The organism is Vibrio sp. PNB23_22_6 (assembly GCF_052877535.1).
Window position 1 is genome coordinate 40,218 of sequence record NZ_JBNFXP010000006.1, and the last position, 26,722, is coordinate 66,939.

Annotated in this window: 22 protein-coding genes, 1 tRNA gene and 3 pseudogenes; 12 read left to right on the top strand and 14 right to left on the bottom strand. The window is 45.5% G+C overall.

Translation table 11 applies throughout. The features are described from left to right. The first annotated feature begins 75 nt into the window (after positions 1 to 75). From ACVA54_RS06880 to ACVA54_RS06890, 3 genes are all read left to right on the top strand, one after another. On the top strand, positions 76 to 474 hold the full coding sequence (locus tag ACVA54_RS06880; RefSeq protein WP_446579373.1) for an NUDIX hydrolase: 399 nt from the start codon (positions 76 to 78) through the stop codon (positions 472 to 474). Between the two features lie 150 nt (positions 475 to 624). Continuing rightward, on the top strand, positions 625 to 1,788 hold the full coding sequence (locus tag ACVA54_RS06885) for a MerR family transcriptional regulator (protein ID WP_446608347.1): 1,164 nt from the start codon (positions 625 to 627) through the stop codon (positions 1,786 to 1,788). 7 nt (positions 1,789 to 1,795) lie between these two features. After that, the gene (locus tag ACVA54_RS06890; protein ID WP_446642089.1) at positions 1,796 to 2,371 is read left to right on the top strand and encodes a GNAT family N-acetyltransferase; all 576 of its coding nucleotides are present in this window, start codon (positions 1,796 to 1,798) and stop codon (positions 2,369 to 2,371) included. 74 nt (positions 2,372 to 2,445) lie between these two features. Here ACVA54_RS06890 and blaCARB read toward each other — a convergent pair whose 3' ends face one another. Continuing rightward, positions 2,446 to 3,309, bottom strand: a complete 864-nt coding sequence (blaCARB, locus tag ACVA54_RS06895) for a CARB/PSE/RTG family carbenicillin-hydrolyzing class A beta-lactamase (RefSeq protein ID WP_119464364.1) — start codon at positions 3,307 to 3,309, stop codon at positions 2,446 to 2,448. 210 nt (positions 3,310 to 3,519) lie between these two features. Here blaCARB and ACVA54_RS06900 point away from each other — a divergent pair, with 210 nt between their 5' ends. Next, complete coding sequence (locus tag ACVA54_RS06900) at positions 3,520 to 4,851, top strand: ferredoxin reductase family protein (RefSeq protein WP_119464365.1); 1,332 nt, start codon at positions 3,520 to 3,522, stop codon at positions 4,849 to 4,851. A 42-nt stretch (positions 4,852 to 4,893) separates the two neighbouring features. On the opposite strand, the gene copI is transcribed toward ACVA54_RS06900, so the two are convergent. From copI to ACVA54_RS06925, 5 genes and pseudogenes are all read right to left on the bottom strand, one after another. Then, positions 4,894 to 5,454, bottom strand: a complete 561-nt coding sequence (gene copI / locus ACVA54_RS06905) for a copper-resistant cuproprotein CopI (protein ID WP_099080399.1) — start codon at positions 5,452 to 5,454, stop codon at positions 4,894 to 4,896. Between the two features lie 73 nt (positions 5,455 to 5,527). Next, positions 5,528 to 8,664: pseudogene (locus ACVA54_RS06910) on the bottom strand (efflux RND transporter permease subunit). Continuing rightward, positions 8,661 to 10,373 (bottom strand): efflux RND transporter periplasmic adaptor subunit, encoded by a 1,713-nt coding sequence (locus ACVA54_RS06915; protein WP_446649485.1) that lies wholly within the window; start codon positions 10,371 to 10,373, stop codon positions 8,661 to 8,663. Before ACVA54_RS06915 ends, ACVA54_RS06910 begins: the two are co-directional and overlap by 4 nt. A gap of 101 nt (positions 10,374 to 10,474) precedes the next feature. After that, positions 10,475 to 11,866 carry a TolC family protein gene (locus tag ACVA54_RS06920; protein ID WP_446632236.1) on the bottom strand — a complete coding sequence of 464 codons (1,392 nt, stop codon included), beginning with the start codon at positions 11,864 to 11,866 and terminating at the stop codon, positions 10,475 to 10,477. A gap of 137 nt (positions 11,867 to 12,003) precedes the next feature. After that, positions 12,004 to 12,447, bottom strand: coding sequence for a hypothetical protein (locus tag ACVA54_RS06925; protein WP_099080396.1), 444 nt, complete (start codon positions 12,445 to 12,447; stop codon positions 12,004 to 12,006). Positions 12,448 to 12,639: 192 nt separating this feature from the next. Between ACVA54_RS06925 and ACVA54_RS06930 the strand changes: the two are divergent. Both ACVA54_RS06930 and ACVA54_RS06935 read left to right on the top strand, forming a co-directional pair. Beyond that, a pseudogene (locus ACVA54_RS06930) lies at positions 12,640 to 12,840 on the top strand (4Fe-4S binding protein); the annotation flags it as partial. A 177-nt stretch (positions 12,841 to 13,017) separates the two neighbouring features. Then, on the top strand, positions 13,018 to 13,398 hold the full coding sequence (locus ACVA54_RS06935; protein WP_172438164.1) for a hypothetical protein: 381 nt from the start codon (positions 13,018 to 13,020) through the stop codon (positions 13,396 to 13,398). A 157-nt stretch (positions 13,399 to 13,555) separates the two neighbouring features. On the opposite strand, the gene ACVA54_RS06940 is transcribed toward ACVA54_RS06935, so the two are convergent. Then, positions 13,556 to 13,840 carry a hypothetical protein gene (locus ACVA54_RS06940; protein WP_446640323.1) on the bottom strand — a complete coding sequence of 95 codons (285 nt, stop codon included), beginning with the start codon at positions 13,838 to 13,840 and terminating at the stop codon, positions 13,556 to 13,558. Between the two features lie 171 nt (positions 13,841 to 14,011). Between ACVA54_RS06940 and ACVA54_RS06945 the strand changes: the two genes are divergently transcribed. From ACVA54_RS06945 to ACVA54_RS06955, 3 genes are all read left to right on the top strand, one after another. Beyond that, positions 14,012 to 14,404, top strand: coding sequence for a hypothetical protein (locus tag ACVA54_RS06945; RefSeq protein ID WP_099080395.1), 393 nt, complete (start codon positions 14,012 to 14,014; stop codon positions 14,402 to 14,404). Between the two features lie 295 nt (positions 14,405 to 14,699). Then, complete coding sequence (locus ACVA54_RS06950; protein WP_446649486.1) at positions 14,700 to 15,395, top strand: VC0807 family protein; 696 nt, start codon at positions 14,700 to 14,702, stop codon at positions 15,393 to 15,395. Between the two features lie 328 nt (positions 15,396 to 15,723). Then, complete coding sequence (locus tag ACVA54_RS06955) at positions 15,724 to 16,242, top strand: RNA methyltransferase (protein WP_099080393.1); 519 nt, start codon at positions 15,724 to 15,726, stop codon at positions 16,240 to 16,242. A gap of 271 nt (positions 16,243 to 16,513) precedes the next feature. Here ACVA54_RS06955 and ACVA54_RS06960 read toward each other — a convergent pair. Beyond that, positions 16,514 to 16,590: transfer RNA gene (locus ACVA54_RS06960), tRNA-Pro, on the bottom strand. Between the two features lie 126 nt (positions 16,591 to 16,716). On the opposite strand from ACVA54_RS06960, the gene ACVA54_RS06965 reads away from it, so the two are divergent. After that, a complete protein-coding gene (locus ACVA54_RS06965) occupies positions 16,717 to 17,595 on the top strand; it encodes an NAD(P)-dependent oxidoreductase (protein WP_119464368.1) in 879 nt (292 codons plus the stop codon). 181 nt (positions 17,596 to 17,776) lie between these two features. Here ACVA54_RS06965 and ACVA54_RS06970 read toward each other — a convergent pair whose 3' ends face one another. From ACVA54_RS06970 to malK, 6 genes and pseudogenes are all read right to left on the bottom strand, one after another. Further along, the gene (locus ACVA54_RS06970) at positions 17,777 to 19,213 is read right to left on the bottom strand and encodes a catalase (protein WP_446608353.1); all 1,437 of its coding nucleotides are present in this window, start codon (positions 19,211 to 19,213) and stop codon (positions 17,777 to 17,779) included. 289 nt (positions 19,214 to 19,502) lie between these two features. Further along, positions 19,503 to 19,784 (bottom strand): annotated as a pseudogene (locus ACVA54_RS06975) (glutathione S-transferase); the annotation flags it as partial. Between the two features lie 67 nt (positions 19,785 to 19,851). Further along, complete coding sequence (locus ACVA54_RS06980; RefSeq protein ID WP_119464369.1) at positions 19,852 to 20,883, bottom strand: NADP-dependent oxidoreductase; 1,032 nt, start codon at positions 20,881 to 20,883, stop codon at positions 19,852 to 19,854. A 100-nt stretch (positions 20,884 to 20,983) separates the two neighbouring features. Further along, on the bottom strand, positions 20,984 to 21,571 hold the full coding sequence (locus ACVA54_RS06985) for a TetR/AcrR family transcriptional regulator (RefSeq protein ID WP_099080389.1): 588 nt from the start codon (positions 21,569 to 21,571) through the stop codon (positions 20,984 to 20,986). A gap of 49 nt (positions 21,572 to 21,620) precedes the next feature. After that, positions 21,621 to 21,941 carry a N(4)-acetylcytidine aminohydrolase gene (yqfB, locus tag ACVA54_RS06990; RefSeq protein WP_099080388.1) on the bottom strand — a complete coding sequence of 107 codons (321 nt, stop codon included), beginning with the start codon at positions 21,939 to 21,941 and terminating at the stop codon, positions 21,621 to 21,623. 152 nt (positions 21,942 to 22,093) lie between these two features. Further along, positions 22,094 to 23,212 carry a maltose/maltodextrin ABC transporter ATP-binding protein MalK gene (gene malK / locus ACVA54_RS06995; protein ID WP_099080387.1) on the bottom strand — a complete coding sequence of 373 codons (1,119 nt, stop codon included), beginning with the start codon at positions 23,210 to 23,212 and terminating at the stop codon, positions 22,094 to 22,096. A gap of 667 nt (positions 23,213 to 23,879) precedes the next feature. On the opposite strand from malK, the gene malE reads away from it, so the two are divergent. Continuing rightward, entirely contained in the window at positions 23,880 to 25,058 is a 1,179-nt protein-coding gene (gene malE / locus ACVA54_RS07000) for a maltose/maltodextrin ABC transporter substrate-binding protein MalE (RefSeq protein WP_099080386.1), read from the top strand. A 79-nt stretch (positions 25,059 to 25,137) separates the two neighbouring features. Next, the gene (malF, locus tag ACVA54_RS07005; protein WP_446579381.1) at positions 25,138 to 26,712 is read left to right on the top strand and encodes a maltose ABC transporter permease MalF; all 1,575 of its coding nucleotides are present in this window, start codon (positions 25,138 to 25,140) and stop codon (positions 26,710 to 26,712) included. Positions 26,713 to 26,722 lie beyond the last annotated feature (10 nt).

Here is a 26,722-nt window from a genome sequence, read left to right on the forward strand (position 1 = left end):
GCCCTGATTTGTATTGACGTCGATGACTTGGGTGTAGAATGCTGCGAGTTTTCAGTCGTGTTTTTAGGAATCTAAATGCATAAATCAGCAGGAATAATTATTAAAGACGGGGCGTTGTTGGTCTTGCGTTCAAAAGGCAAAGACACCTTCTACGCTCCGGGCGGGAAACTTGATAGTGGTGAAACACCAGAACAAGCGTTGTGTCGTGAACTACGAGAAGAAGTCGGTATTGCGGTTAGAGAAGGTGACTTAACGGCTTTTGGTCGCTTTGAGGCGCCCGCTCACGATAAAGTCGACGTGACTCTCATCATGGATGTATTTTTTGTTGATTCTTATGCTGGTCATGTTGTCGCAAGCAATGAAATCGAAGAGTGCAAATGGGTGGATTCTTCAAACGTAGATAACATTTCGATTAGCACGATTTTCCGCAATGATGTGTTCCCTCAACTAGTTGTGCAAGGGTTAGTGAATTAGCCTGCTTTTAAATCACTGACAAAATTTAAAACGCCCACAATGCTTGTGAATTGTGGGCATTTTGTTTTTTGAATCTTTTTCCAAAATTAAAGTTGACCTGTCTATAACTCTACAGTTTAAGATGCTTTTATCAGCGCTAAGGAAACAAACATGTATCGGATATCGGAACTGGCAGAGATGCTGGGTTTGTCTCGCACCACATTGCTCTATTACGAGAAGATCGAACTTATTAAAGGGCAGCGGTTAAGCAATGGCTACCGTGCTTATAGTGATGCGGATTTACAACGTTTACGCTTGGTCCAGCAATTGCAAAGTGGTGGACTCACGCTTAAAGAGTGCAAAGCGTGTTTAGAGGCCAAAGTAGACCGCGAATTGATGTTAGAGAGGCTCAAGCAGCTTGATGAAGAGATCGAGCAAAAGCAGAAATCGCGTCAGTTGTTGGCGGCACTGCTTGGTGAAACGCCGTTAACCGAATGGCATGAATCTTTGGATGAAGTCGCGCCGGATGCGCACTTAAAATGGCTAATGACGCAAGGTTTTAGCGAGAAAGAAGCCCTTCACTTACGTTGGTTATCAAAAGACATGAATACTCACGAAGACTACATGGCGGACTTCTTCCGCGTATTTGAAACCTTGGAGTTCTGGGGCCCAGGCTCAGAGCAAGATACGTTAAAAGCGCTGAGTCTATTGCCAACGCAACCTGATGATATTCTTGAAATCGGCTGCGGGCAGGGCATTGCAACTCGCACCTTAGCAAAACACGCGCATGTCACTGCGGTTGATAACGACAAGCCATCTATACAGCGCTTGCAAGACAAAGCTCAAGCTCTTGGATTAAGTGACAAGATCACTACCGTTTGCGCGAGCATGACCGAGTTACCGTTTGCAGAAGGTGCAAGCAAGCTGATTTGGGCGGAGGGTAGTGCATACATTATGGGCGTTGAGAACGCATTCAAAGCATGGCGATCATTGCTAGCAGACGACGGTATCTTGGTAGTGAGCGATCTGGTTTGGAACACAGACACACCAAGCGAAGATACGGTGGTATTTTGGCAGAAAGAGTACCCAGATATTGGCAGTGTCGAGAAGCGAATTGCACAGGCGAAAGCCGCAGGTTACCGAGTGCTAGAGACGTTTCCAATTAGCCAGCAGGCTTGGGATAACTACTACCTCCCGCTGGATGAACGTGTGCAAAGCTTGAAAGCAGAGATGCCAGCATCGCAAGCATTGAAAGACATACAAGTTGAATTAGATATCGTTAAACGTCGCGGCAATGAAGTGGCGTACCAGATGTATATCTTACAAAAAGATTGAAAGAAAAATGAACGAAACAACAAATCAAAAGACTCAAAAAACACACTACACACTTTCTCCTTACGAGAGAGCAATGAGCAGCGAGATGATTGCGCTATTTACTCAAACCTTCTCTGATTCAGAAGGGGAAGTGGAAGGTCAAACCATAGGTGCTTTGGTGAGTGAGCTACTCAAAACAACGCCAGAAAAAGATCTAAAAGGTTTTATTGCCAGAGAAGGCGATCGCCTAATTGCGGGCGTATTGTTTACGCCACTGCGTTTCGAAAGTGGTGAAACTGGCTATCTGCTATCACCAATGGCAACGTTGACGGAGTGCCAAGGCAAAGGGGTAGGGCAAGCATTGATTCAGTTCGGGTTAAAGCAACTCAAGCTGCAGGGCGTTAACCTAGCATTCACTTATGGTGACCCTAGCTTCTATTCTAAGGTCGGTTTCCAACAAGTGACCGAAGCACAGTGTAAAGCGCCACATAAGTTAAGTTATCCGCATGGCTGGTTAGCTCAATCACTAACGAATGAAGCGTTGATGCCGGTGGCGGGTGGCTCGTCTTGTGCACAAGCCCTAGATAATCCGGTTTACTGGTAACGTCTTGCTACAAAAGTGAACATAAAAACGGAGATCAAAGCTCCGTTGAATTTTATAGGGGGACGGTTAAGTCGTTAACCTGCACTAGGGATGTCTACATATTCTTCAAGAACAAGCTGACTAATCTTCGCAATGGCTTGATCTCTTGCTTGAAGGGAGAGTTCGGTTTCTGTGAGGTAAATACTGATATAAATCGGTTTATGATTCTCTTTCCAAATCACAGCGGTAATGCCGCGTGACCCAAAGCCCCCAGCGCCTGAGCGATCGGCAATCGACCAGTCTTTAGGTAAGACAGAACGCATCAGAGAGTCAGACACTTTGTTATCTTGCATCCAGATCTTTAGTTGGGTACGAGATTCGTACGACAGAGCTTCACCTTCAAGCAGAGTATGTAGCGTGTTTACCATGGCGTTAGGTGTCGTGGTGTCTTGCTTATCTCCAGGTGTTGCTTCATTTAAACCGGGTTCATAGCGGTCTAAGCGTGTGGCTTTATCGCCAATAGAACGTAAAAACATCGTCACTACTCTTGGGCCGCCTACGCTACGCAACACAATATTGGCAGCCGTGTTATCGCTCATGAGCATCGCCGCTTCACACGCGTGCTCTACTCGTGTTGTTTGTCCTGTCATGCGATCCATGACTGGTGACCAAACCACGATGTTGCGTTCTTCTACTTTGGCCGTTGCGTTTTTGTTTAATTTTCCGCTATCCATATCGCTTAACATAGTGGCACATGCGAGCGTTTTGAATGTGCTCATCATTGGAAAACGTTCGTCGCCGCGATAATCCCACTGTTCATCTGTCTGTGTATCCCAAACAGACACGCCAATACGACCAGCGATGTGTTGCTCAATGGCGGCTAGATTCACATTTAATTGGGCGGCGTAAGTTGCACTAGAAAAGACCAGTAGTTCAAATAGCAGCAATAGCTTTTTCATTATCGATTTCTTAGTGTTATTTAATCAGGTTCGCACTTTGCGATAAGTAGGAGCACTATAACGAGTGAATGCTTTAATCACTGTTAGATTTTCGTCTTTTTTCTGTAGGAATCTTTGCATATGCCAAGCTTTATCTGATTTTACGTTTATTGACGTTGCTTTACATGTAGATAGCTAAAGTAAAGTTGTTAACTAACCGAGTAACCAATCATGAAAACAGTCCGCAATATTATTTGGGTAATGATTGCCGTGATGTCCGTATTATGGTTTGCGATGGAGCCGCAACTTTTCTCGTCAACGAATCTCTTTGAATGGCGTTCTGCCCTAATCCAATACTCAGGTATTTTGTCGCTGATGCTGATGTCTATCGCCATGATATTAGCGATGCGCTTACCTGTCGTTGAAAATTGGCTGCATGGTATGGACAAAGCTTATCGAGTTCACAAATGGCTGGGCATTAGTAGTGTCGCATTGGGTGTTGCACACTGGCTTTGGTATCAAGTGCCAAAATGGTTGGTAATATCAGGTGTAACGGCTAGACCGGTAAAACATTCAGGTGAAGGCCCTGCGGGTAACCTCTCTGGTATCGAGGCTTGGATTCATGGTTTGCGGGACCTTGCTCAAGGCATGGGTGAATGGGGCTTCTACATGCTATTGGTTTTGCTTTTGGTTTCTTTATGGAGTGCAGTGAAGTACAAACCATTTAAACTCTCACACCGCTTGATGTCTGTGGCGTATCTGCTAACCGCTGTCCATTCCGTACTGCTGTTGAAACGCGCGTACTGGGGGGAGCCTATTTACTATTTGACCGTTGGTTTTGCTGTGATTGGCTCTATCGCTGCGCTATATAGTTTGCTTGGTTTTGTCGGACGCCGTAGCAAATACTCGGCGATTGTGGCTTCTACACGTTATTTCTCGCAAGCGGAAGTCATGGAATTGGTTTTAACACCGGAAGCTTCTTGGCAAGGCCATAAAGCGGGTCAATTTGCTTACTTACGTTTTGGAGATGAAGATGCTCATCCGTTTACCATCGTATCAGGTAGTGAAAGCAACGAGTTACGTTTCTTAATTAAAGAGCTAGGTGACTTTACCACTGGGCTTTATGAGCGAGTCCGAGCAGGCGATGTGGTGATGGTTGAAGGCCCTTATGGTCGTTTAGAGTTTGATTTAGACCAACCACAAATCTGGATCGCTGGTGGCGTGGGGATTGCTTCTTTCTTCGCGGCTTTAGAGGAGCTGAAAGCACAAATAGCGCATCCCAATATTCATCTGTTCTACTGTACTCGTGGTATTGACGGCCAGTTGGTCGATGAACTGTGGCACTTAGCGCACCAAGCAAACGTCAAATTGCACGTGATTGATACGTTGAAATCACCTCGTTTGAATGCTGAACGTATCATCGCACAATGCGGTGATTTGGATCAGTATGAAACGTATTTCTGCGGGCCAGAAGCTTTTTCAAAAACACTGAAAAAAGAGCTAGATACGTACCAATTCGATATTGAAAAGCGTTATCACGAAGAGCTATTCGTGATGCGTTAAAGAAACAGAGGCGCTGTAAAATTTGCGCCTCTTTTTTATTCTCTAGAGTTCTATTTTTTTGACCATGCCAGCTTCCGCATGACCTGGAATGTTGCACGCAAATTCAACGTTACTGTCGCCGTGGAAATGCCACAGCAGCTGTTTTGCTTTGCCCGGTTCAACCGTGACAGCGTTACCTGAGTCGTGCATGTGGTCGCCGCTCATGTTCTTCATCATTTCACGGTGTTCTAATTGTTCTTTCGCTGAGCCGATGCTGAATTCGTGATTGATTTTACCTGTGTTCATTACCACAAATTGCACCACGTCATTTGGCTCAATCTTAACGTCTTTCTTGAACTTAATCGTCATGTCATCGCTCAAAATAACGTGTACGACTTTGTCTGGTTTTGCTCCCATCGCTGGCATACCAACAGTGGACATCCCGGGCATGTCCATCATGTTGGAGTGATCCATTTTGCTGTGGTCCATTTCACCATGATTCATGCTGCCATGATCCATATTATCGTGGCTCATATTATTATGATCCATATTGGAATGGTCCATTTGAGCGAAAGCGCCGGTCGTTGTTAGAGTGAGCGCTAGAGTAATGAGTGTTTTTTTCATTGTGAATATCCTTTGTAGCATCTAAGTCGGTGACCTCCCCCGAAGTGCTCGGACTTCGGGGGGAGGGCGTTAATTACGAACGTTTGTTTAGTTCGCTTTTATTCAGTTCATGTTGTTTCCATAATTTGAAGATGGCTGGCAGTACTAATAGCGTCAGTAGCAGTGCCGATGCCATACCAATCATTGGCGCGGCGATACGTTGCATCACTTCTGACCCTGTGCCTTCACCGTACATGATTGGGATCAGACCAATAATGACCGTCAGTACCGTCATCATTACAGGGCGAACACGTAAGCCAGCACCTTCACGAATGGCATCGGTTAGGTCTTTCGCCTCAAGTTGTTGCTTGTTCTCTTCTGCGTCGAGCTTTTTGTAGTACCAAGCTTGGTTGAGATACACGAGCATGATGACCCCAATTTCAACTGCGACACCGGCAAGAGCGATAAAGCCCACTCCGACGGCAATCGAGAAGTTGTAGTTGAGGATATGCATTAGCCACAAACCACCCACCATAGCGAGCGGTAGGGTAAGCATGATGATCATCACTTCACCGACGCGACGGAAGCTGAAGTAAAGCAACAACATAATGATGGCGATGGTGATTGGGACCACGACACTCAAGCGGTCTTTTGCACGCTCCATGTATTCGTATTGACCAGACCAAGCAAGTAACCTACAGGAAGTTCTAGTTGCCCTGCCACGACTTGTTGCGCTTCCACGACGTAAGAGCCCAAGTCACGACCATCGATGTCAACAAACACCCAACCGTTTGGGCGCGCGTTTTCAGTCTTGATCATTGGAGGGCCGTCTTCGTAATGGATGTCTGCAACGTCAGCCAATGCGATACGAGCGCCATTTGGTGTGACTAACGGTAAGTTTTGCAGTTTAACTACCGAGTCACGGTAGTCTTGTGGGTAGCGAACATTGATTGGATAACGCTCCAAGCCTTCGATAGTTTCACCCACATTCATGCCGCCTACTGCGGTGGAGATAACTTGCTGGACGTCTTTGATGTTTAAGCCGTAACGTGCTGCCGCACGACGCTTAATATCGATTGTGACATAGCGGCCGCCCGCTACACGCTCTGCGTAAACAGAAGCCGTGCCTTGTACGCTGTTAAGAATAGGTTCCAACTGAGAGCCGATCTTTTCAATCACTTTTAGATCAGGGCCTGCGATCTTAATGCCGATAGGGGTCTTGATGCCGGTCGCCAGCATGTCGATACGCGTTTTGATTGGCATTACCCACGCGTTGGTTAAGCCTGGGAATTTCACCAGATCATCAAACTCTTTGCGCAACGATTCCATTGTGACGCTGTCACGCCACTGTTCGCGAGGTTTGAGTTGAATCACGGTTTCAATCATGGTCAGCGGTGCAGGGTCAGTTGCGGTTTCTGCACGACCAATTTTGCCCCATACCGTTTGTACTTCTGGGACGGTTTTGATTAGCTTATTGGTTTGTTGTAGAAGCTCACGTGCTTTACCAATCGAGATACCCGGATAGGTTGTCGGCATATACATCAAGTCGCCTTCATCCAGGGGGGGGATGAATTCGCTGCCCAGCTTGCTGGTGGGGTAGTAAGCCGATGCCATCAAACCTAAGGCGATAACAATCATGGTCTTAGGGTATTTCAGACTGGTGTTCAACAGTGGTCGGTACAATGCGACCAAGCCACGGTTTACCGGGTTTTTGTGCTCCGGTAACACCTTACCGCGAATGAAGTAACCCATGAGTACAGGAACAAGCGTGATAGCCAAACCAGCGGCCGCTGCCATGGCGTAAGTCTTAGTGAACGCAAGCGGAGAGAACATCTTGCCTTCTTGACCTTCTAAGGCAAATACGGGCACGAAGCTCAGGGTAATGATCAGCAATGAGAAGAAAAGCGGGGCACCGACTTCTTCAGACGCTGTGCCAATCACTTGCCAGCGGTTTTTATCGGTCAGTGGTGTTCGTTCTATGTGCTTGTGGACGTTCTCTATCATTACTATTGCACCATCCACCATGGCGCCGATGGCAATCGCGATACCACCGAGGGACATGATATTGGCATTAATGCCTTGCCAATGCATTACGATAAACGCAGTAAGAATACCGACCGGCAGGCTAAGAGCGATAACCAACGAGGAGCGAATGTGGAATAGGAATAGTGCACACACAATCGCAACGACGATGAACTCTTCTGCAAGCTTCTTCCATAGGTTTTCTACCGCAGCATCTATCAGAGTCGAACGGTCATAAGTTGCAACAATTTCAACACCTTCTGGTAGACCGCGTTGTAGGTCTGCGAGTTTGTCTTTAACTTTTGCGATTACCTCACTTGCGTTCTCACCAAAGCGCATCACGATAACGCCGCCAACGGCTTCACCTTCGCCATTCAGCTCTGAGATACCACGACGCATCTGTGGGCCAAGGTTAATGTCTGCAATATCACCCAATAGTAGTGGCGTGCCTTTGTCGGTGACTTTCAGAGGGAGCGATTTAATGTCTTCGATGCTGGTTAGGTAACCCGTGGTACGAACCATGTGTTCGGCTTCGGCTACTTCAATTACGGACGCGCCGGTTTCTTGGTTACCGTTTTGGATTGCCATGTTCACTTGTTGTAGCGTGAGGTTGTAAGCTCGCAGCTTGGCAGGATCAATTTGCACTTGATACTGCTTCACCATGCCTCCTACGGTGGCCACTTCCGATACGCCTTCAACGGTTTGCAATTCGTACTTTAAGAACCAGTCTTGTAGACTACGAAGATCGGCTAAATCGTGCTTACCGGCTTTGTCTTGTAAAACGTAGCTGTAAACCCAGCCCACACCGGTCGCGTCAGGACCTAAGGTCGGTTTTGCGCTCGGTGGTAGCTTTGGTGCTACCTGGCTTAAGTACTCCAACACGCGTGAACGTGCCCAGTACATGTCGGTATCATCGTTGAAAATGATATAAACATAGGAATCGCTAAAGAAAGAGTAACCACGAACCGTTTCTGCTCCCGGTACGGCAAGCATTGCGGTTGTTAGTGGGTAGGTCACCTGATCTTCCACTACTTGAGGAGCTTGACCCGGGTAGCTTGTCTTGATGATCACTTGCACATCAGAAAGGTCCGGAATCGCATCAACAGGCGTATTCTTTACACTGTAAAGTCCGCCTAATACCAGGGCTAAGGTCGCGATCAACACGAAGAAGCGGTTGTTGATTGACCAACGAATAATGGCATTGATCATAATTGCCCCTCAACGGCCACTAGTTGCTTCAGAACGTAGTCAGTCCCTTGTTTTTCCAATAGAAATCGAACTTTCTGGCCTTCTTTAAAGCCAGATAAATCCACTTCGTCACCAACGGAGAAGTTCATCTCGCCTGCATCCCAGTTCCAATCAGCAACGGGCAGGTGATTTAAGGTGATCATGCCAAAGTCTGCCATCAACATAGTGATGTCACCTGTTAGCCAGACTTCTGTTGCAATGACGCTCTTGTCCGATTTGTAATCAATGATTTGGTACTGACCAGATTCAGTCTTTTGCATTTCAAATTCAATGGATTGACCTTTTTTTAAGTCACCGATATCGATGCCCTCAGCAAGAGTGAAGTTCATTACCATGCCAGGCCAACCCCATTCAGGTACAGGTTGGTGGTTAATGGTCAGCATACTGTGTTCTTCCATCACATCGGTGATTTCACCTTTTGCCCAAGCAGTTTCTGCTGCAGGCTCTACACCGTTGATGCGAGAGAGATCCGCGGATTGGCTTGATTCAGAATCGAGCATGAAGTGTGATGAGGTGACAATCTTGTCGTCTTGTTTAAGGCCTTGTAATACTTCGATTTGCTCACCATCTTCGCGGCCTACTTCAATTCGGGCAGAGCGGTATTTGCCGTCACCTTCTGCCAGAACCACGCGAGTCATGCCACCAGAACGAATAACGGATGATTTAGGAATGGTTAATACCGCGTCTTCAGTAACAGGCTGCAATGCGATGTTGGCAAACATGTTTGGCTTTAATGCGCCATTTGGGTTAGGAAATTTAAGGCGAACCCGCAATGTACGCGTTTTCGGGTCGAGGATTGGGTACACGTAATCCACCACGCCTTGCCATTCATTTCCCGGAATCGCATCCAGGGTCATCGTGGCTTGAGAGCCAGCTTTTATCCAGTGTGCTTGGCGCTCAAAGACTTCCCCATCAACCCAAACATTGTCCAATGGACCAGCACTGATCACCGCTTGTGCTGGGGATAGGTAGCCACCTTCACGCACGTTTAGGCTTGCAATAACACCGTCAGCCGGTGCTTTAATTTCAATGGATTGAGAGGCTTTTCCGCTGCGCCTAATGGATTTTATTTGACCACGGTCTACACCAAGCGTCACCAAACGCTCTGTTGCACCTTTTACTAAACCGTTGCGACCAGTGCGGTAAGCATTCAGCAATTCTTCTTGTGCCTTAACCAACTCTGGTGAATACAGGGTGAAAAGCACATCGCCTTTCTTCACTTTTTCACCGACGGCATTGATGTAGAGTTTCTCAACCCAACCAGCAACACGCACGTTGGTTTGCCACAACAGGCTTCCATCGAAGGCGATATAGCCGACGGTCTCAATGCGCGGTGATAATTTTTCCAGCGTTACTTTTGCGGTTTTTACACCAAGGTTATTTTCTACTGACGGATCAATCGTAACTGTCCCTGGTTTATTTTGTTCGCCAGTTAAGTCTTCAGCGTAAACAGGGATCAAGTCCATCCCCATCAGAGATTTACCCGGTTTGTCGCGTTTGTAGTTTGGATCCATTGGAGCAACCCAGTAGAGAGGGTCGTTGGAACTGGTAGCCGATTCGCCACCCATTGCACTCATGTCATGAGTTGAACCCGCAAGAAAATGATTCGCACCAAACCCTAAAGCTCCACCAACAATCAGTGCGATGGTTGCTACTTGTAATGTTTTCATTTTTATACCTTATTTTCCCGTTTTAATTTGACGCCACAGTGTTTTCGATTGCTCTTGTTTGTCATATCGCTGCAGCCCCAATCGCGTTGGGGAATTACAAATTAATATGCCGAGATAGAGCGAGCTTCAGGGGAAGCTACTTGATAGTCGAAGCCGCCGAGTAGGGTGGCTAAATTGCTGTTTGCGATGTTGAGATCGGTCAACAGACGTTGTTGCTCTAGCTGTAATGCCAACTCATCAGTCGTGGCAGAAATCACATCGTTAAACTGTGCGGTGTTGTTTTGGTAACCTCGCTCCACAGCTTGAATGCGCGCTTTTGCTTGAGGTAATAAGGTGGATTGATAACGTTCTAGACGCTGGGTTAGGTTGCCGCGATCAACTAACAAAGTGTTCACTTTGGCGTTCATTTGCGTCAATAAGGTGTCTTTTTGTGATTGTGCAGCGCCAACTTGGTACTGAGCAGCGGCAAGATTGCGATCTTGACGGTCACCGGTGAACAAAGGAATGTCCATGGTTAGATAAGCGCTGACCAAGTCTGACGCTGGCTCGCCCTTCATATTGTTGGCTTGACGATAAGCGTACATCACTTCGACACCAAACTGAGGGTTGTAGGCTTGCTCAGCAATTTCGACCTGAGTTTTATTGGTAGAAATACTCACATCTGCCATTTTAACCATTGGGTGCTGGCTGAGTTGTTGGTAGTGCTTAGTCGAATCAAGACTGGACGCAAGTTTGTTATTGAGTGTGTCCCAGTTCAGTTGATTACTTGCATGCAGAGCCTGCTCGTTCGCTAACCAGTCTGAACCCAACCATTCGGATAGTTGAGAAATAAGACGACGTTGCATTTGCGCATTGGCTTGCAGTTTCTCGTCCAGTTTGCTTACTTGGAGTTGTGAGTTGAGTAGATCTTGCGCTTCACTCTTGCCAATCGAGTAGTTGGTTTGAATAAAGCTTTCCATTTCCTTCATCAACTTACGGTTTTCTCGCAAGATTTGCTCAGCTTGTTGCTGATAGCCAAGCTCTAGCCAAAGTTGAGTCATGCTGTTGGCAACCTCAAGCTCACGAGCATGTACTTGAAGCCCAAGTCCATCGGCTTGTTGATTGGCTTTCTTCTGTTGAAGGTCGAGCGTCGAGCCACGCTCAAACTGCTGCATTAATCCAACGGAGATGTTGGTCATTGGGTCTTCATCGAACTTGAAACTGTCGACAGGTAAGCCACCGAAGCCCACTTTCAGTTTTGGATCCATCAAGGTTGAGCTTGCAATGCCCGTTTCACGCATGGCAGTAGATTGCGCCGAGTATTGTTGGCGATTGCCATCGTTACTCAAGGCCACATTAATTAGCTGCGTGAGCTTGTCGTTTGAAGCACGCATATTTAACGCGGTAGATCCTGCTACTTTAGTTTTTGTGCTTGCTGCATTAACTAAGGTCGGCGCAGAAACTAGAGCCATGACTAAAATAGGTGCAGTTAGGCGGTATGGTTTGAAATCCATAATCTAAATCCAGTGTTCGCCGGATCGATAGGGGGAAGACTTGAGTTAAAGCGGGAACAGTAAGCCAGTCTTACACCATCGCTCGGGCGCATTAAAACAACCTGCGAGATACACGCAGGGTCGAATGCTTGACTGACTTAAACTATAGGGGGCCTGTACAGGTCGCGGGTAATATGCACGACAGGGGAAGCGAATTCGGGAGTAATGGCTGCACGATAAACGGTAGGCATTGGACTATTGACAGGAATAGGCAGGGGAACAAACACGATTGTGCATGCGGTTGTGCAGCAGGTGTGAACCATACCGGAACTGCCTCCGCAGTTCATGCTGGTTTCTTTTGCGTCACTATTTTCTACTAAGGGAGCGTCTGTCATTGAAACTTCTGTCATAGCAACGCCCATTATTTCGGGCATGTCACAGTGCTCACTGTCGCTCTTCATCATAGAATGTCCATGATTCATCTTGCCGTTTGACATCATTTGGATGTTCATCAAAGGCTCACTATTAGCCACACTCGATACCAAAAGTACCAGCGCAGTAAAGAGAGTTAACCAAATTGTATGCAGCGACTTTAAGTGCATACCTTTTCCCGTTTTGATGAAAATGATGAAAGCCTTTCTATTTTTAAGGTTAACCTTAGGGTAAGGTCAAGATTTAATTAATTTTTGCTTCCTATTGACTGAAGTGAACACGTTTCGCCAGCTTAAACGCCATGCCGCAGATGCAGATATGTCTGCGCATGAAGCTTACGTATCAGAAAAGAAACCAAGGTTATGGACCGTAGCTCTGAGTTTATCGAGTTTGATGCTAACCACTGCATTAGCTGTGGTCAGTGCATCTAAGCGTGCCGCGATAAAGCCGTGCACGGTGTACTGAACTTTGTGTGCGATAAGCAAGGTTGACCAGCTTTGCGTCCCGACGATCGTCCCCACTTTGGTTCGAATAAAAATGGTTTAACCTTGATGGGCGATTCGATGGTCATTTTTTGGAAGATAGCGGTTTGTCATGAAATTGACTGACTCTGACCGTCGCTTGTTATTTGGGTCAATTCCTTACCCTAAACTCTTATACACAAGCATCTTGAGGTGACTCGGGTATATATCTAGCCTGAGAGATCCTCAGAATCTTTATAACGATAAGAGCCAACTTGCATGAAAAGAACGACATCAGCAGTGTTAATCCTTATCTTGGTGAGTGCTTACTTAGCGTATGAGCGTTTTTATGTTTACCCACAAAGGTTGGAAACCCAAGCAGAATCTATGTTGATTCAAATGGCAAACCGAGAAGAGTGGCTCGATGTATATGAGATGATGAAGCGCGTTAATGCCCATAAAGCGTATTTAGAATTGGCGGCAGACATCACCTCTAACGACGGTCAACGTGCTTATAGTGAAGGGTATATCACTTACAGCGAAAGCAATCGCAATGTTTGTAAATATGTGGTTTTTAATTTCAAAATCAATTCGCTGAGAAGTTACGTTATTTCTGATTTGCATGATTGCTCGTTAGGTGAGTATTACTCGTTTCAATAAAAACGCCTCGAAGTGGGAGGCGCTTATTGGTTTACCCAAGCATCTTGGGTTGCTTGGGTATATGCCTAAGGCAATACGTCCAGAGCCCTGCATGTTGAAGTCACCTAGGTGTGTTACAGGGACTAAGGTAGGTGTGACCGATAAGTTTTTATTATATCTAAATAATCAACTTATCTTGAACCCAAACGCATTTCACGTTCTCTTTTTGAGCCAGGCAGATGATCTTTTCTAGAATGTCTTTTGGTGAATCAAACTCCGACCAAATGCGAAGGTTGCCAACATCTTTGTTCGCCTCGACCACGATGGCATCGTAGTGATGGTTTTTCGCTAGCAGACCAGTCTTCGCATCTAATACTTGTGCGCCCCCGGCAGTCGGCATCCAAAATGCTTCCACAAAGCTGATTCGTGAACTCGGCGTACCATGCTGTGAGGCAGGTTGCATCACATCAACGCCTTCTTCACGGACGCGAGAGTGGCTGACCGCATCAAAAGCCGCACGGAAGATCGATGGTGAGGGAGCCTCCGCAATGTCGCTGCCGAGGCCAATTTAAACGCTTTGTATGTTGTTGCTCTAAAGGTACAATCGCAAGCCTTACAATACGGGCGGCCTACGATGCTATTTAACAACGATATCGACGAAATGATGAGCTATTTAGAGCGTTTCTGCAAAGAACCGCATATAAAAGCACTAGATAACGTTTCAGACGATCAAATTAATCTACTTCTCGATTTCTTAACGCTCGCACACCAGCTGAAGTGTGATATCTACGCGACTAGAAATCTGAAAAGCTCGCACTTTATCGGTGTTGGCGTGTTTGCTTTAACCCAAGATAGAGCCCCCCAAGGAAACCTATTTCTAAAGGTGGAATTTGGTCGCATTTACCTTACATTTGAATTAGATAACTGTAACGAAGATAACCTGTTAACGCCTATCCGCGTCATTGATGCGCTCGTCTATTTGACAGAGTACGCTGGCCACGCCCTATTGCCAGACAGTTACAAGTAGTGGATGTGACACGACGACCGTTTAAGTGCTGAGCAACGCCATGCGAATCCCTCTCTAAACGTTTGTTATAACAACATTTACATCATAGCTAAGGCGCATTTCCTTTTGCGTACAGCGAGTTAACGTGTCGTTTGCTCGTCTATTTCATAAGTCGTTACATAACTCGAGGCTTTAACCCTTTACATCTGGCGCTAAGCGGTGAACACTTCACCTCAAAGTAAACAAGTAACAGATATGCCCACTTAATCTCAAGGCAACCCGCCTTTTGGGGTTATAGTAGATTCAGTAGGAAATTATGAACAACACAACCACGAAAAAGTCGAATCCTCTCTTCGAGATCCTTTTTAACGTATTCATCCCTTCTTTCATATTGATGAAGTTCAGTGGCGATGAGCATTTAGGAACCGCGATGGCACTCGTTGTCGCTTTGCTATTTCCTATTGTTTACGGTGGTATGGATCTTATCCGTAACAAGAAGTTTAACTTCATCTCTGCACTTGGCTTTGTTAGTGTTCTATTAACGGGTGGCATTGGTTTATTAGAACTCGATACGCGCTGGTTGGCGCTGAAAGAGGCTCTGATTCCTGGCCTTATTGGTTTAGCTGTGTTGGGTTCAACGTTTACACGTTATCCTTTCATGCAGAAGATGCTCCTGAATGATACGGTGTTAAACCTTTCTTTGATCAAGGAACGCTTGAGCGCGCGCGGCCGAACTGAGGAGTTCGAGCGTTGCTTGATGTCATCAAATTATCTATTTGCTAGCACATTTGCGTTTTCTTCAGCAATGAATTACTTCTTAGCAACCTGGATTGTCACCAGCCCAGCAGGCACAGTAGCCTTCAATGAAGAGTTGGGTAAGTTGACACTTTACAGTTACCCTATCATTGCAATTCCAAGTATGTTGATGATGTTTGGTATTTTTTATTACATTTGGCGTCAAGTTCGAGCAATGACGTCTCTCGAGACCGAGCAGATTTTTCATACTAAGTAATTTGAGTGTTAATGCTTTGATTTAAAGAAAAAGAGCAGGGATTTATCTCTGCTCTTTTGGTTACAATTGCTCTTAGATGAATACCAATTATATTCGTATGCCTTGGACCCAAGACCAACTTTCTCCATTGATGAAAAGCTGCACAGAAATAAAACCAAGGAAGGCCAGACTCACTATCAGTCATCTTCTCTGTTAGCGATGGAGATGGTTTGACATATTGGAATAATCGCGGGCAAATATTGTGATCTAGCGATAGTACTTCGACCACATTAGGTCCATAATCCACCGTTTCGATTCAATATTCAAACGTAGAAGTAGAACACAAGCAATGACAACACAGCCAACGGTCATTATTGGCCTGCACAACCCGAAAAATCCAACTAACGTTGGCGCTGTTATGCGTGCTGCGGGCTGTTATGACGCCACACAGGTACGCTATAACGGTACTCGTTATAATCGCGCCGTAAAATTCCAAACAGACACCAAAAACATGCATGAACGTATTGGATTGGTCGAGATGGACGATCTTACCGCTGAGTTAGAAAGCGATGTAGAAATTGTATGCGTAGAATTGGCCGTTGGCGCAGTGGCGCTTCCGCACTTTACTCATCCCAAGAAAGCGGTGTATGTGTTTGGACCAGAAGACGGTTCATTGCCACAAGATGTGGTCGATCAAGCGCATCACGTTGTGTATGTCCCTACCACGGGCTGCATGAATCTTGCCGCGACCGTTAATGTTGTCTTGTATGACCGTTTAGCGAAAACGTTAGGTTCAATAGATGACCATCAACAAGTCATTGCTAACCGAGACAATAAAAATCGATTAAAAGTGAAAGCGAACGCTTAACTGAAACTGAATCACATGAAACCTATAATGCTTCGCCGTTGCGAGGCTTTTTTTTGCTCTGAGGTTCTCTGTTCGCAACGCGTTACCATTCACAAAATATTGGCTCATCACTGTGCTGAATGGCTTAGATTATCCCGAGCTGAGGTCACATAGGCTTGATAAAGTGAGACGGAGGAGTGAATGCTATCTTTTGGCGCACTAAAAAGTTAGAGAAGTGCGATTTAGATACTGTGTGCTGATATTGCGGAAATCATGAGGGGGGAATTGAAAATGGTCGGACTGACTGGATTTGAACCAGCGACCCCCGACACCCCATGACGGTGCGCTACCAAGCTGCGCTACAGTCCGATGTGTAAACGTTAATAATCTGTCCGGCGAAAGTCAACTAGGTTTTTACATAAATTGCAGGTAATGGTTTGAATTCTTTAGTAACATACTTTAAAACGAAACTAATTCGAATTCAGGAGTCTTGCAATGGATAAACTACGAGTAGCGTTTATCGGTCTGGGTGTTATGGGATACCCAATGGCTAGTTACTTAAGTAAAGCGGGCTTTGAAACCAAAGTGTACAACCGTACCAAAGCTAAGGCAGATAAGTGGGCTGAAGAATACCAAGGCGTAGCGTGTGAGACACCACGTGAAGCTGCCGAAGGTTGTGACATTGTCTTTACTTGTGTTGGCAACGACGATGATGTACGCAGCGTCGTATACGGTGAAGAGGGCATCTTGGTTGGCTTAAACGCGGGTGCAGTGTTGGTTGACCACACGACGACATCTGCTGACTTGGCGGTAGAGCTTGCCGAAGCGTGCGCTCAATACGGCAATCACTTCATTGATGCACCGGTTTCTGGTGGTCAAGCGGGCGCAGAAAACGGCGTACTAACCATCATGTGTGGTGGTGAGCAAAGTATTTTCGATCGCGTGTCTCCAGCGATGGACGTGTACGCGAAGCAGATGACACTACTGGGTGAAAACGGCCAAGGCCAACGCTGTAAGATGGTAAACCAAATTTGTATTGGTGGCGTGCTACAAGGTCTAAGTGAAGCTTTGCTGCTGGCACAAAAATCAGGCTTGGACATTGCCCAAGTGGTTGAAACACTGAAACACGGCGCCGCAGGTTCATGGCAGATGGAAAACCGTGCAAATACCATGGCGGAAGGTAAGTTTGATTTTGGTTTTGCAATCGACTGGATGCGCAAAGATCTAGGCTTCTGTTTGCAAGAAGCAGAGCGAGTGGGTTTAGACCTTCCACTGACTAAGAAAGTGGATGAGCAATACGCAGACCTTCAACGCGATGGTTTAGGTCGCATGGATACATCAGTACTGATCAAAGCGGTAGCTAAAAATCAGTAGTTGATGAATCAGTAATAGATAAACAGTTCTTGGGTATCAAAGAGCTTAAAGAAATCTAAGTTGATCATAATGAATCTCCTTGAGCATTGATTGTGATTAGTGATTTGAAATCAGGAGGTGCCTTAGGGCACCTCCTTTTTTATGTCTGTTAGTCACACAGTGTGATACTTGCAGCGTTCGCTTACTTGTTTAAGCCTAGCGCAATCTCAAGACCTTTGCCGTACGCTTCGTCTGCTTGGTAAGCGTGTTGAACGTGGCGCTGTTGGATGAAATCAGGCACGCCGTCCATTGCACGAGCCGTGTTGTCGAACAGAGTTTGACGTTGTTCTTCGTTCATCAGGCGGAATAGCTCACCCGCTTGGCTGAAGTAGTCTTCGTCTACACGGTGATCGTAGTGATCAGCGTTGCCGTTGATACGTAGTGGTGGCTCAGAGTAGTCTGGTTGCTCTGCCCATTCTTGTTTGTAGTTTGGCTCGTAGCCCAATGTTGAGCCAAAGTTACCATCAACTCGCATCGCGCCGTCGCGGTGGTAGCTGTGAACAGGGCAACGAGGAGCGTTCACAGGGATTTGATGGTGGTTCACACCTAAACGGTAACGCTGAGCATCGCCGTAAGCGAACAAACGGCCTTGCAGCATCTTGTCTGGAGAGAATCCGATACCCGGTACGACAGCTGCTGGGTTGAACGCTGATTGTTCAACTTCTGCGTAGAAGTTTTCTGGGTTACGGTTTAGTTCAAATTCACCAATGGGGATCAATGGGTAATCTTTTTGAGACCATACACGTGTTAGGTCGAATGGGTTGAAGTTGACTTCATCGGCTTCAAGCTCAGGCATGATCTGTACGTACATCTTCCATTTAGGGAAGTCTTGACGTTCAATCGCTTCGTAAAGGTCACGATGGTGGCTTTCACGGTCTTTCCCTATGATCGCTTCTGCCTCTTGATCAGTTAGGTTTTTGATGCCTTGCTGAGTTTTGAAGTGGAATTTCACCCAGTAACGCTCGTTTTCTGCGTTGATAAAGCTGAACGTATGACTACCAAAACCATGCATGTGACGATAAGACGCTGGGATACCACGGTCACTCATTACGATGGTCACTTGATGGAAAGCCTCTGGTAGTGATGTCCAGAAATCCCAGTTGCTGGTAGAGCTGCGCATGTTAGTGCGAGGGTCGCGTTTTACTGCGTGGTTTAGATCTGGGAATTTTAGTGGGTCACGTAGGAAGAATACAGGCGTGTTGTTACCAACTAAGTCCCAGTTACCTTCTTCTGTGTAGAATTTTAGTGCGAAACCACGGATGTCGCGTTCTGCGTCTGCGGCACCGCGCTCACCAGCTACTGTAGTGAAGCGAGCGAATAGTTCTGTTTTTTTCCCGATGTCAGAGAAGATCTTAGCGCGAGTGTATTTTGTGATGTCGTGAGTTACTGTGAACGTACCGTAAGCACCAGAACCTTTTGCGTGCATACGACGCTCTGGGATCACTTCACGATCAAAGTGTGCCAATTTTTCAAGGAACCAAACATCTTGTAATAATTGAGGACCGCGTGAGCCAGCAGTCATAACATTTTGGTTATGTGCAACAGGGCAACCTGCTGCTGTCGTCAGTTTCTTGCTCATTTAAATTTCCTTGCAATAGTGATGATAAATCTTGTCTTTTGGATGAATCCGAAAATTATGCGAGGAGAATAGCAATGATAATGAGAATGAAAACTATCATTAATAGCAAGTGTGATAGGTATCACGTACGCATTAAGTGATTGTTAAATAATAACTTACTGTCAATTAACATTGTTTGTTGTGTGGATTAAAAATAACATTTAATAGTGGTTTGTGAGAAAAATTGCTGCCTATTTTAAATCGTTCACAATAGACAGAAATTCTCAATCGATTGAGCGGTAAAAATGAATTAACCGAATTTCACTTCAAGCTCTTCTGCCTTGTGAAAAGAAGGATGAGTCGAAAGTTGTGCGCCATAACGCTGAATATTAGAGAAGCGGTCAATCATGCCGAATTTGTTTAGGACATCGACAACAAACGACATCATGAAATTCGCACCAGTCAGGCGTTCTTCAATAAAGCAAGTTTTCCTTTCTAGGCTTTGATCAACGTAGCTCCTCACTTTCATCATTTCTGCATCGGCATAGTCGGCTAGAAAGTTTGTTTGCGCGCTATCTTTAGCAACAAACATCTATATGATTCGTTTTGAACGAGATTGGTTTAGGTGATGTAGCTTGATCATTGAACATTCCTTTTATTTAAAGCGGTTGATTCGTTTGTATAACCAACTTGCCAAAGTTTTTGCCTTCAAGGAGACCAATAAAAGCTTCTGGTGCATTTTCTAACCCCTGAACTAAGTGTTCACGGTAGTGAATTTTTCCCTCTGCTACCCAGTGGCTAACGTCTTTGACGAAGTTTGAATAATTTTGCTCATAGTGATCAAAAATGATGAAGCCTTGCATTTTGATGCGTTTAACCAGAATGTTGCCCATTAGCAGCGACATGCGATCTGGGCCCTCTGGCAGTGAAGTGGCATTGTATTGAGAAATTAAACCACAAAGTGGAACGCGAGCACCGACGTTAAGCAGAGGCAATACGGCATCAAACACTTTTCCGCCTACGTTTTCAAAGTAGACATCGATGCCTTTGTCGCAAGTTGCAGCTAACTGCTCGGCAAAGTCTTCTGCGGTATGATCCAGACACTCATCAAAGCCCAATGTTTCTTTTGCGTACTGGCACTTCTCTGCGCTGCCTGCAACACCAATCACACGGCAGCCTTTCAGCTTACCTATTTGACCAACTATCGAGCCTACAGCGCCAGTCGCAGCTGCCACAACCAGAGTGTCACCGACTTTTGGCTGACCGATTTCAAGCAGGCCCACATAAGCGGTAAAGCCCGGCATACCCAGCACGCCAAGCGCGTAAGACGGGTGAGTCGGCTCGTTACCGAGTTTAAACAGGCCTTCACCATCAGAAAGTGCGTAATCCTGCCAACCCGTGTAAGCCACCACCCACTCGCCTTGTTGGTAATCTGGATGCTGAGAAGCGGCAACCTGACACACCGTCCCCCCAACCATCACATCGTTGATTTCAACTGGATCGGCGTAAGACTTCGCGTCACTCATACGTCCACGCATATACGGGTCTAGAGATAGGTACACGCTGCGCAAAAGCACTTCGCCCTTGCTTGGGGTAGGGATAGCCGTTTGCTCTAATCGAAAGTTACTTTGAACTGGAGAGCCCACAGGGCGATTGGCGAGAACGATTTGACGGTTCAGTGATTGAGTCATGTTGTGTCCTTAGTAGTTATTAGACCAGTCGTCTAGTATTGATTCCTAAAAAATCCGCCGTACTTTTTGATTAAAGAGAAGGCGGATTAAGTGTGGCTGATTATTCAGCTTTTAACATATTTTGTGTGCTTTTAAAGCTACATTGTAAACCCGAGCGATCTAGATACAGCTTATTCAGCAAACTCGCGCCAATCCATTGGTGATAGAGCAAGTGGGCGGTTTCTTCTGCAGACGCTACCTGAATAGAGCCATCGTTTAAACCAATTTGAATACACTCTTCAATGGCTTTCACAACCTGACTTGCGCCGTTGGCGAGTTTAATCCGCATTGCATCAGATAGATCGGAAACCTCAGCGCTCAACTTTACGACCAGGCATTTGTTGGCGTTGCATTGGCCATTTTCGATCGCCATCCAACGTTCAAAGTAACTGAGTATACGATCACAACCAGAGCCATCACTTTCTGAAAAGTGAACCTTTATCATCTTAAGATAACGCGTGAAGTAAGCTTCAATTAAAGCCTCGCCAAATTGTTCTTTCGACTTAAAGTAGTGATAGAAAGAACCCTTGGGTACATCCGCTACTTTGAGCAATTCGGATAACCCTACGCTAGTAAAGCCTTTGGCGACGACCAATTGGTAGCCGACATCTAAGATGTGTTGACGAGTATCGTTCGTTTTTGCGTTCATGAATCTACCATAAACAAAATTAGACCAGTCGCCTAGCTTTTCCTGGGTGTTATTTGATCAACTCGTACTCAATCACATAAAGTTCATCAATATTTGGATAGATCTCACGGATCAGCTCTTTCAGTTTTGGTAGCTCAATGGCTTCTTGTTCGGCGTGGAACTCGTTGATGTCGTCGAAATTCAATGGTTCTACTGACAGTATTCGAATGTTACATACCTTGCGATTAGTCTCTAAAGTAAAGACTTCGACTTCTGTATTTGGCACATAGTGACTTTCTGATTCGTCGCGGATAGTGATGGTCTTTTTACCCGCTGTGATCAGCGGAGTGAGGAACTCGAAAAAAGTAATTTCGGTTGGATGTGAAGACATGGTTAGTACTCATTATGGGTTTATTTACGTCAATTATATCTCGCTATTAAAGAAAAATATCCAAAAGAGTGCCGCCCCAAGCTTCTATTTTTCACTTTCTCAAACAAAAAAATCCCTCTCGATTGAGAGGGATTGGTAACAAGCAACCGTGTTTATTCGATCTCGATGCCGTTTTCTTTGTATAGGCGTCGGCAAGCGCGCCCATCGCTGTGGAATAGGTGACAACGGTGTGCAGGAATGCCAATTTCCAGTTTGTCACCCGTGTCGACGGCTAATGTATCTGGTTGACGGAAAATCACGTCAGCATCTGCGCCTTCTAAGTTTAGGTATACCTGAGTTTCGTTACCCAATTTCTCGACAATCATGACTTCGCCTTTAATCGTTGCATCCGCTTCGTTTGCCGTTACTAGATGCTCAGGACGAACACCTAGAGACATACGATCGCCACGATTAACGGTGGTGCCATCGACAGGGATCCAGAAAGACACACCGTTAGACAGTTGAACTTTAACGCGCTCAGCTTCGACTTCATCAATGAACACACTCATGAAGTTCATTTTTGGTGAGCCAATAAAACCAGCAACGAAACGGTTTTGTGGATAGTGGTATAGCTCCAATGGCTTACCAACTTGTGATACGAAACCACCGTCTAGAACTACAATTTTATCTGCCATTGTCATCGCTTCTACCTGATCGTGCGTGACATAGATCATGGTACAGCCTAACTGGCGTTGCAGCTTAGTGATTTGTGCACGCATGTTAACGCGCAATGCAGCATCCAGGTTGGAAAGTGGTTCATCAAGAAGGAATACATTTGGCTGAGACACCAGTGTACGGCCGATAGCAACACGTTGACGTTGACCGCCAGAAAGTGCTTTTGGTTGACGCTCTAGTAGGTGACCAAGTTGAAGAATTTCTGCAGCGTGTTCAACGCGCTTATCGATCTCTTTTTTGTCAGCTTTAGCCAGTTTTAGACCAAATGACATGTTGTCATAGAGGTTAAGGTGTGGGTATAGCGCATAGGATTGGAAAACCATACCAACACCACGTTTGGATGGCTCTACATCATTCATGCGTTGGTCACCAATATACAAATCACCCGAAGTAATGTCTTCAAGACCGGCAATACAACGTAGTAGGGTAGATTTACCACAACCAGATGGACCTACGAAGACAACGAACTCACCTTCGTTGATCTCTAGGTCTACGTTTTTAGAAATCAGTACGTCGCCATACGCTTTACAAACATTTTTTAACGTGACACTCGCCATGTAGCTCGTCCTCGATCAATTTTTTATTATTTACCGCTCATCATTATATGAGTTATCTCGCGAGCAGTAACAGTAGGAATTGGTAAGTTATTAATGGTGGTAAGAAAAATAGGGTAATGTTCAAAATGTCATAAATAGGAACACTACCCCTCCTAGCCAAATACGAGTGTATCTCCCCCACATTATTCGTATCGTCTCCCCCGTGAATTAATTACCACAAACAACACTAATAATGACATACCACTCGTATGGCAATGCAAACCAGCAAATCTATAACCTACAGGGTAGGGAATGCTGGGAAAGGGTTCTTACCATCCATTATTGGATGGCTGCAGTTTCTAAGATCGTGCTCAATGCGACATCCTCCCAAACAAAATAAATGTAGGGGGAGTAGGCAGGGAGGAGTAGAAAAATACGCGTAATGAATGATTTGGGCAGAAATCACATTATTGCATGGCCTAAAGTTGAATCTGATCACAGGAAGTGTTCATTTTGTGATTTGAGTCCCCAACCCTTGGCGATTCAGATCACGAAAATACGTCATAATGGCAAGGGCGTAGGGGTTAGGAGGATGAGACACAATAGATAATTTCAGATGATATGTGTCGAAATATGGCTGAACCTCAATGGACTAGCCCTACATCAAAAATATAAAAAGGATACGAACATGAAAAAATTAAGCGCTGCAGCACTAGGTACTCTTGTTGCACTGGGTTCTTTTGGTGCAAATGCTGCTATCGAGGAAGGACAACTCACTATCTGGATCAACGGTGACAAGGGTTACAATGGCCTTGCAGAAGTTGGTAAGAAGTTTGAAGAAGACACTGGCATTAAAGTAACAGTGGCTCATCCAGATGCGCTACAAGACAAGTTCCCTCAAACTGCAGCGACAGGTGATGGTCCTGATATCGTATTCTGGGCTCACGATCGCTTTGGTGGCTACGCGGAAGCAGGTCTACTAGCTGAAATTAAACCATCTAAAGAAATCCAAGAAGGCATCGTTGATTTTGCATGGGATGCAGTACGCTACGATGGCAAGCTGATTGGCTATCCTGTAGCAGTTGAGTCTTTATCTCTAATCTACAACAAAGATCTTGTTCCAAACCCACCTAAGACTTGGGAAGAAGTGGCAGCGCTAGACGCGAAACTTAAGAAAGACGGTAAGTCTGCAATCATGTGGAACCTAAAAGAACCGTACTTCACGTGGCCACTAATGGCAGCTGATGGCGGTTATGCGTTCAAATACACCTCTGACGGTTACGACGTGCAAGACGCTGGTATCGCAAACGAAGGCGTGAAAGATGCAATGAACTTCGTTAAAGGTCTAGTAGACAAAGGCGTGATCTCTGCTGATATGGACTACTCAGTATCTGAGTCTGCATTTAACCAAGGTACTGCAGCGATGACTATCAATGGTCCATGGTCATGGGGCAACATCGAGAAGTCTGGCGTGAACTACGGCGTAACTACGCTTCCTAAGTTCCAAGGCCAATCTTCTAAGCCATTCGTTGGTGTTCTAACAGCAGGCATCAGTACGGCATCACCAAACAAAGACCTAGCAGTGGAGTTCATTGAGAACTACCTACTAACAAACGATGGCCTACGTATGGTTAACAGTGATAAGCCACTAGGTGCGGTAGCGCTTAACTCGTTCCAACGTGAGCTAGATTCAGATGCTCGTATCGCGGCAACAATGGACAACGCGATGAACGGCGAAATCATGCCAAACATTCCACAAATGAACGCGTTCTGGGGTGCAGCTAAAAACGCTATCATCAATGTTGTTGATGGTCGCCAATCCGTTGACGCAGCTCTAGCTGACGCAGAAAAACAAATGACAAAATAATTCAGTAATACCCTTTTAAGGAGGGGGTAACTCCTCCTTACTTTTCTATATTTATTCTCTATTCGCTAGCAGGTTCCCTATGCAGTCAGTTCAAGGTACAAATGCTATGACAGCACCAGAAGCCAACCTTCCGAGCAGCAAAAAAGTGTTTATCAAGTGGGCACTATTAGGCACAGTCGGCATTATTAATGGCTACGCAACAATTCTTATGTATTCTCGTGGTGAGATTGCGTTTGCGTTACTTACGCTTCTTCTTACCGCTTTAGCACTGTATATCTTTGGTAGTAAAAAGACCTACGCTCACCGATATATCTACCCGGGTATCGCTGGGATGATTTTATTCATCCTTTTCCCATTGGCATATACTATAGGGTTAGCGTTTACTAACTACAGTGCAAAAAATCAACTCTCCTTTGACCGTGCACAGACTGTGCTGCTAGACAGAACATACCAAAGTGGTGATAGCTACCCGTTTACTCTGTATAAGACTGAGCAGGGGCATCAAATTGTGGTTAAGAAAGGCGAAGAGCTTTTAGCGACGCCTACCTTCCAGTTACAAGGCTTCTCTGCAACAGATCTTGATCTAGTGCCAATCACTGAAGTAACGGGTGAGAAGGAGCCAATCAAGACTATCGTTAAGAACCGCAGTGCATTAAGTGGCGTAGACCTACATTTTCCAGACGGTGATGATATCCGTATGAGTGGCCTGCGTAAGTTTGCTGCTGTGGTACCTCTATATACGCTACAAAACGATGGTGAAACGCTATACAACAACCGTACCAACGAAACACTGCGTCCAAATATGGAAGTTGGCTACTATCAGCCTGTAGATGAAAATGGGCAGTTTGTCGGCAATACGGTTTCTCCGGGCTTTGTTGTGAATATTGGCACACATAATTTTGAGCGTGTCTGGAAGGATGATGGCATTAAAGAACCATTCATCAGCATCTTTATTTGGACGATTATATTTTCTGCTTTAACGGTATTATTTACGCTTGTTATTGGTTTAGTTCTTGCCAGTGTTGTTCAATGGGAAGCACTGAAAGGCCGTGCTGTTTACCGACTTTTGCTTATCCTGCCATATGCGGTACCAGCGTTTATCTCAATCTTGATTTTTAAAGGCCTCTTCAACCAAAGCTTTGGTGAGATAAATATGCTACTTGAAGGGCTGTTTGGTATTAGTCCTGCATGGTTCTCAGACCCGTTCATGGCGAAAACAATGATTCTTGTGGTGAACACATGGTTGGGATTCCCTTACATGATGATTCTATGTATGGGGCTGCTTAAGGCGATTCCTGATGACTTATATGAAGCGTCAGCTATCGACGGTGCCAACTTCATCACCAACTTCACTCGCATCACTCTACCTATGATGCTGAAGCCACTGACGCCATTACTGATTGCAAGCTTTGCATTTAACTTCAATAACTTCGTACTTATCCAGCTATTGACGGGTGGTGGTCCGAACATGATTGGTACATCTGAACCAGCAGGTTACACGGATCTACTTGTAAGCTACACGTACCGCATCGCGTTTGAAGGTGCTGGTGGCCAAGATTTTGGTCTGGCAAGTGCAGTCGCAACGTTGATCTTCTTGTTAGTGGGCGCATTGGCTCTTCTAAACCTTCGTGTAACTAAAGTAGCTCAAGATTAAGGAGACAGAA

Bases quoted from the DNA above. Each gene is read 5' to 3' on its own strand.
- malF (WP_446579381.1), top strand. From the start codon at position 25,138: ATGCAGTCAGTTCAAGGTACAAATGCTATGACAGCACCAGAAGCCAAC.
- ACVA54_RS06955 (WP_099080393.1), top strand. From the start codon at position 15,724: ATGACAACACAGCCAACGGTCATTATTGGCCTGCACAACCCGAAAAAT.
- ACVA54_RS06880 (WP_446579373.1), top strand. From the start codon at position 76: ATGCATAAATCAGCAGGAATAATTATTAAAGACGGGGCGTTGTTGGTC.
- blaCARB (WP_119464364.1), bottom strand. From the start codon at position 3,309: ATGAAAAAGCTATTGCTGCTATTTGAACTACTGGTCTTTTCTAGTGCA.
- ACVA54_RS06985 (WP_099080389.1), bottom strand. From the start codon at position 21,571: ATGAACGCAAAAACGAACGATACTCGTCAACACATCTTAGATGTCGGC.
- copI (WP_099080399.1), bottom strand. From the start codon at position 5,454: ATGAAAAAAACACTCATTACTCTAGCGCTCACTCTAACAACGACCGGC.
- ACVA54_RS06980 (WP_119464369.1), bottom strand. From the start codon at position 20,883: ATGACTCAATCACTGAACCGTCAAATCGTTCTCGCCAATCGCCCTGTG.
- malE (WP_099080386.1), top strand. From the start codon at position 23,880: ATGAAAAAATTAAGCGCTGCAGCACTAGGTACTCTTGTTGCACTGGGT.
- ACVA54_RS06940 (WP_446640323.1), bottom strand. From the start codon at position 13,840: ATGCAACCTGCCTCACAGCATGGTACGCCGAGTTCACGAATCAGCTTT.
- ACVA54_RS06915 (WP_446649485.1), bottom strand. From the start codon at position 10,373: ATGAAAACATTACAAGTAGCAACCATCGCACTGATTGTTGGTGGAGCT.
- ACVA54_RS06890 (WP_446642089.1), top strand. From the start codon at position 1,796: ATGAACGAAACAACAAATCAAAAGACTCAAAAAACACACTACACACTT.
- malK (WP_099080387.1), bottom strand. From the start codon at position 23,212: ATGGCGAGTGTCACGTTAAAAAATGTTTGTAAAGCGTATGGCGACGTA.
- ACVA54_RS06950 (WP_446649486.1), top strand. From the start codon at position 14,700: ATGAACAACACAACCACGAAAAAGTCGAATCCTCTCTTCGAGATCCTT.
- ACVA54_RS06970 (WP_446608353.1), bottom strand. From the start codon at position 19,213: ATGAGCAAGAAACTGACGACAGCAGCAGGTTGCCCTGTTGCACATAAC.
- ACVA54_RS06935 (WP_172438164.1), top strand. From the start codon at position 13,018: ATGAAAAGAACGACATCAGCAGTGTTAATCCTTATCTTGGTGAGTGCT.
- ACVA54_RS06965 (WP_119464368.1), top strand. From the start codon at position 16,717: ATGGATAAACTACGAGTAGCGTTTATCGGTCTGGGTGTTATGGGATAC.
- ACVA54_RS06900 (WP_119464365.1), top strand. From the start codon at position 3,520: ATGAAAACAGTCCGCAATATTATTTGGGTAATGATTGCCGTGATGTCC.
- ACVA54_RS06885 (WP_446608347.1), top strand. From the start codon at position 625: ATGTATCGGATATCGGAACTGGCAGAGATGCTGGGTTTGTCTCGCACC.
- ACVA54_RS06920 (WP_446632236.1), bottom strand. From the start codon at position 11,866: ATGGATTTCAAACCATACCGCCTAACTGCACCTATTTTAGTCATGGCT.
- ACVA54_RS06945 (WP_099080395.1), top strand. From the start codon at position 14,012: ATGCTATTTAACAACGATATCGACGAAATGATGAGCTATTTAGAGCGT.
- yqfB (WP_099080388.1), bottom strand. From the start codon at position 21,941: ATGTCTTCACATCCAACCGAAATTACTTTTTTCGAGTTCCTCACTCCG.
- ACVA54_RS06925 (WP_099080396.1), bottom strand. From the start codon at position 12,447: ATGCACTTAAAGTCGCTGCATACAATTTGGTTAACTCTCTTTACTGCG.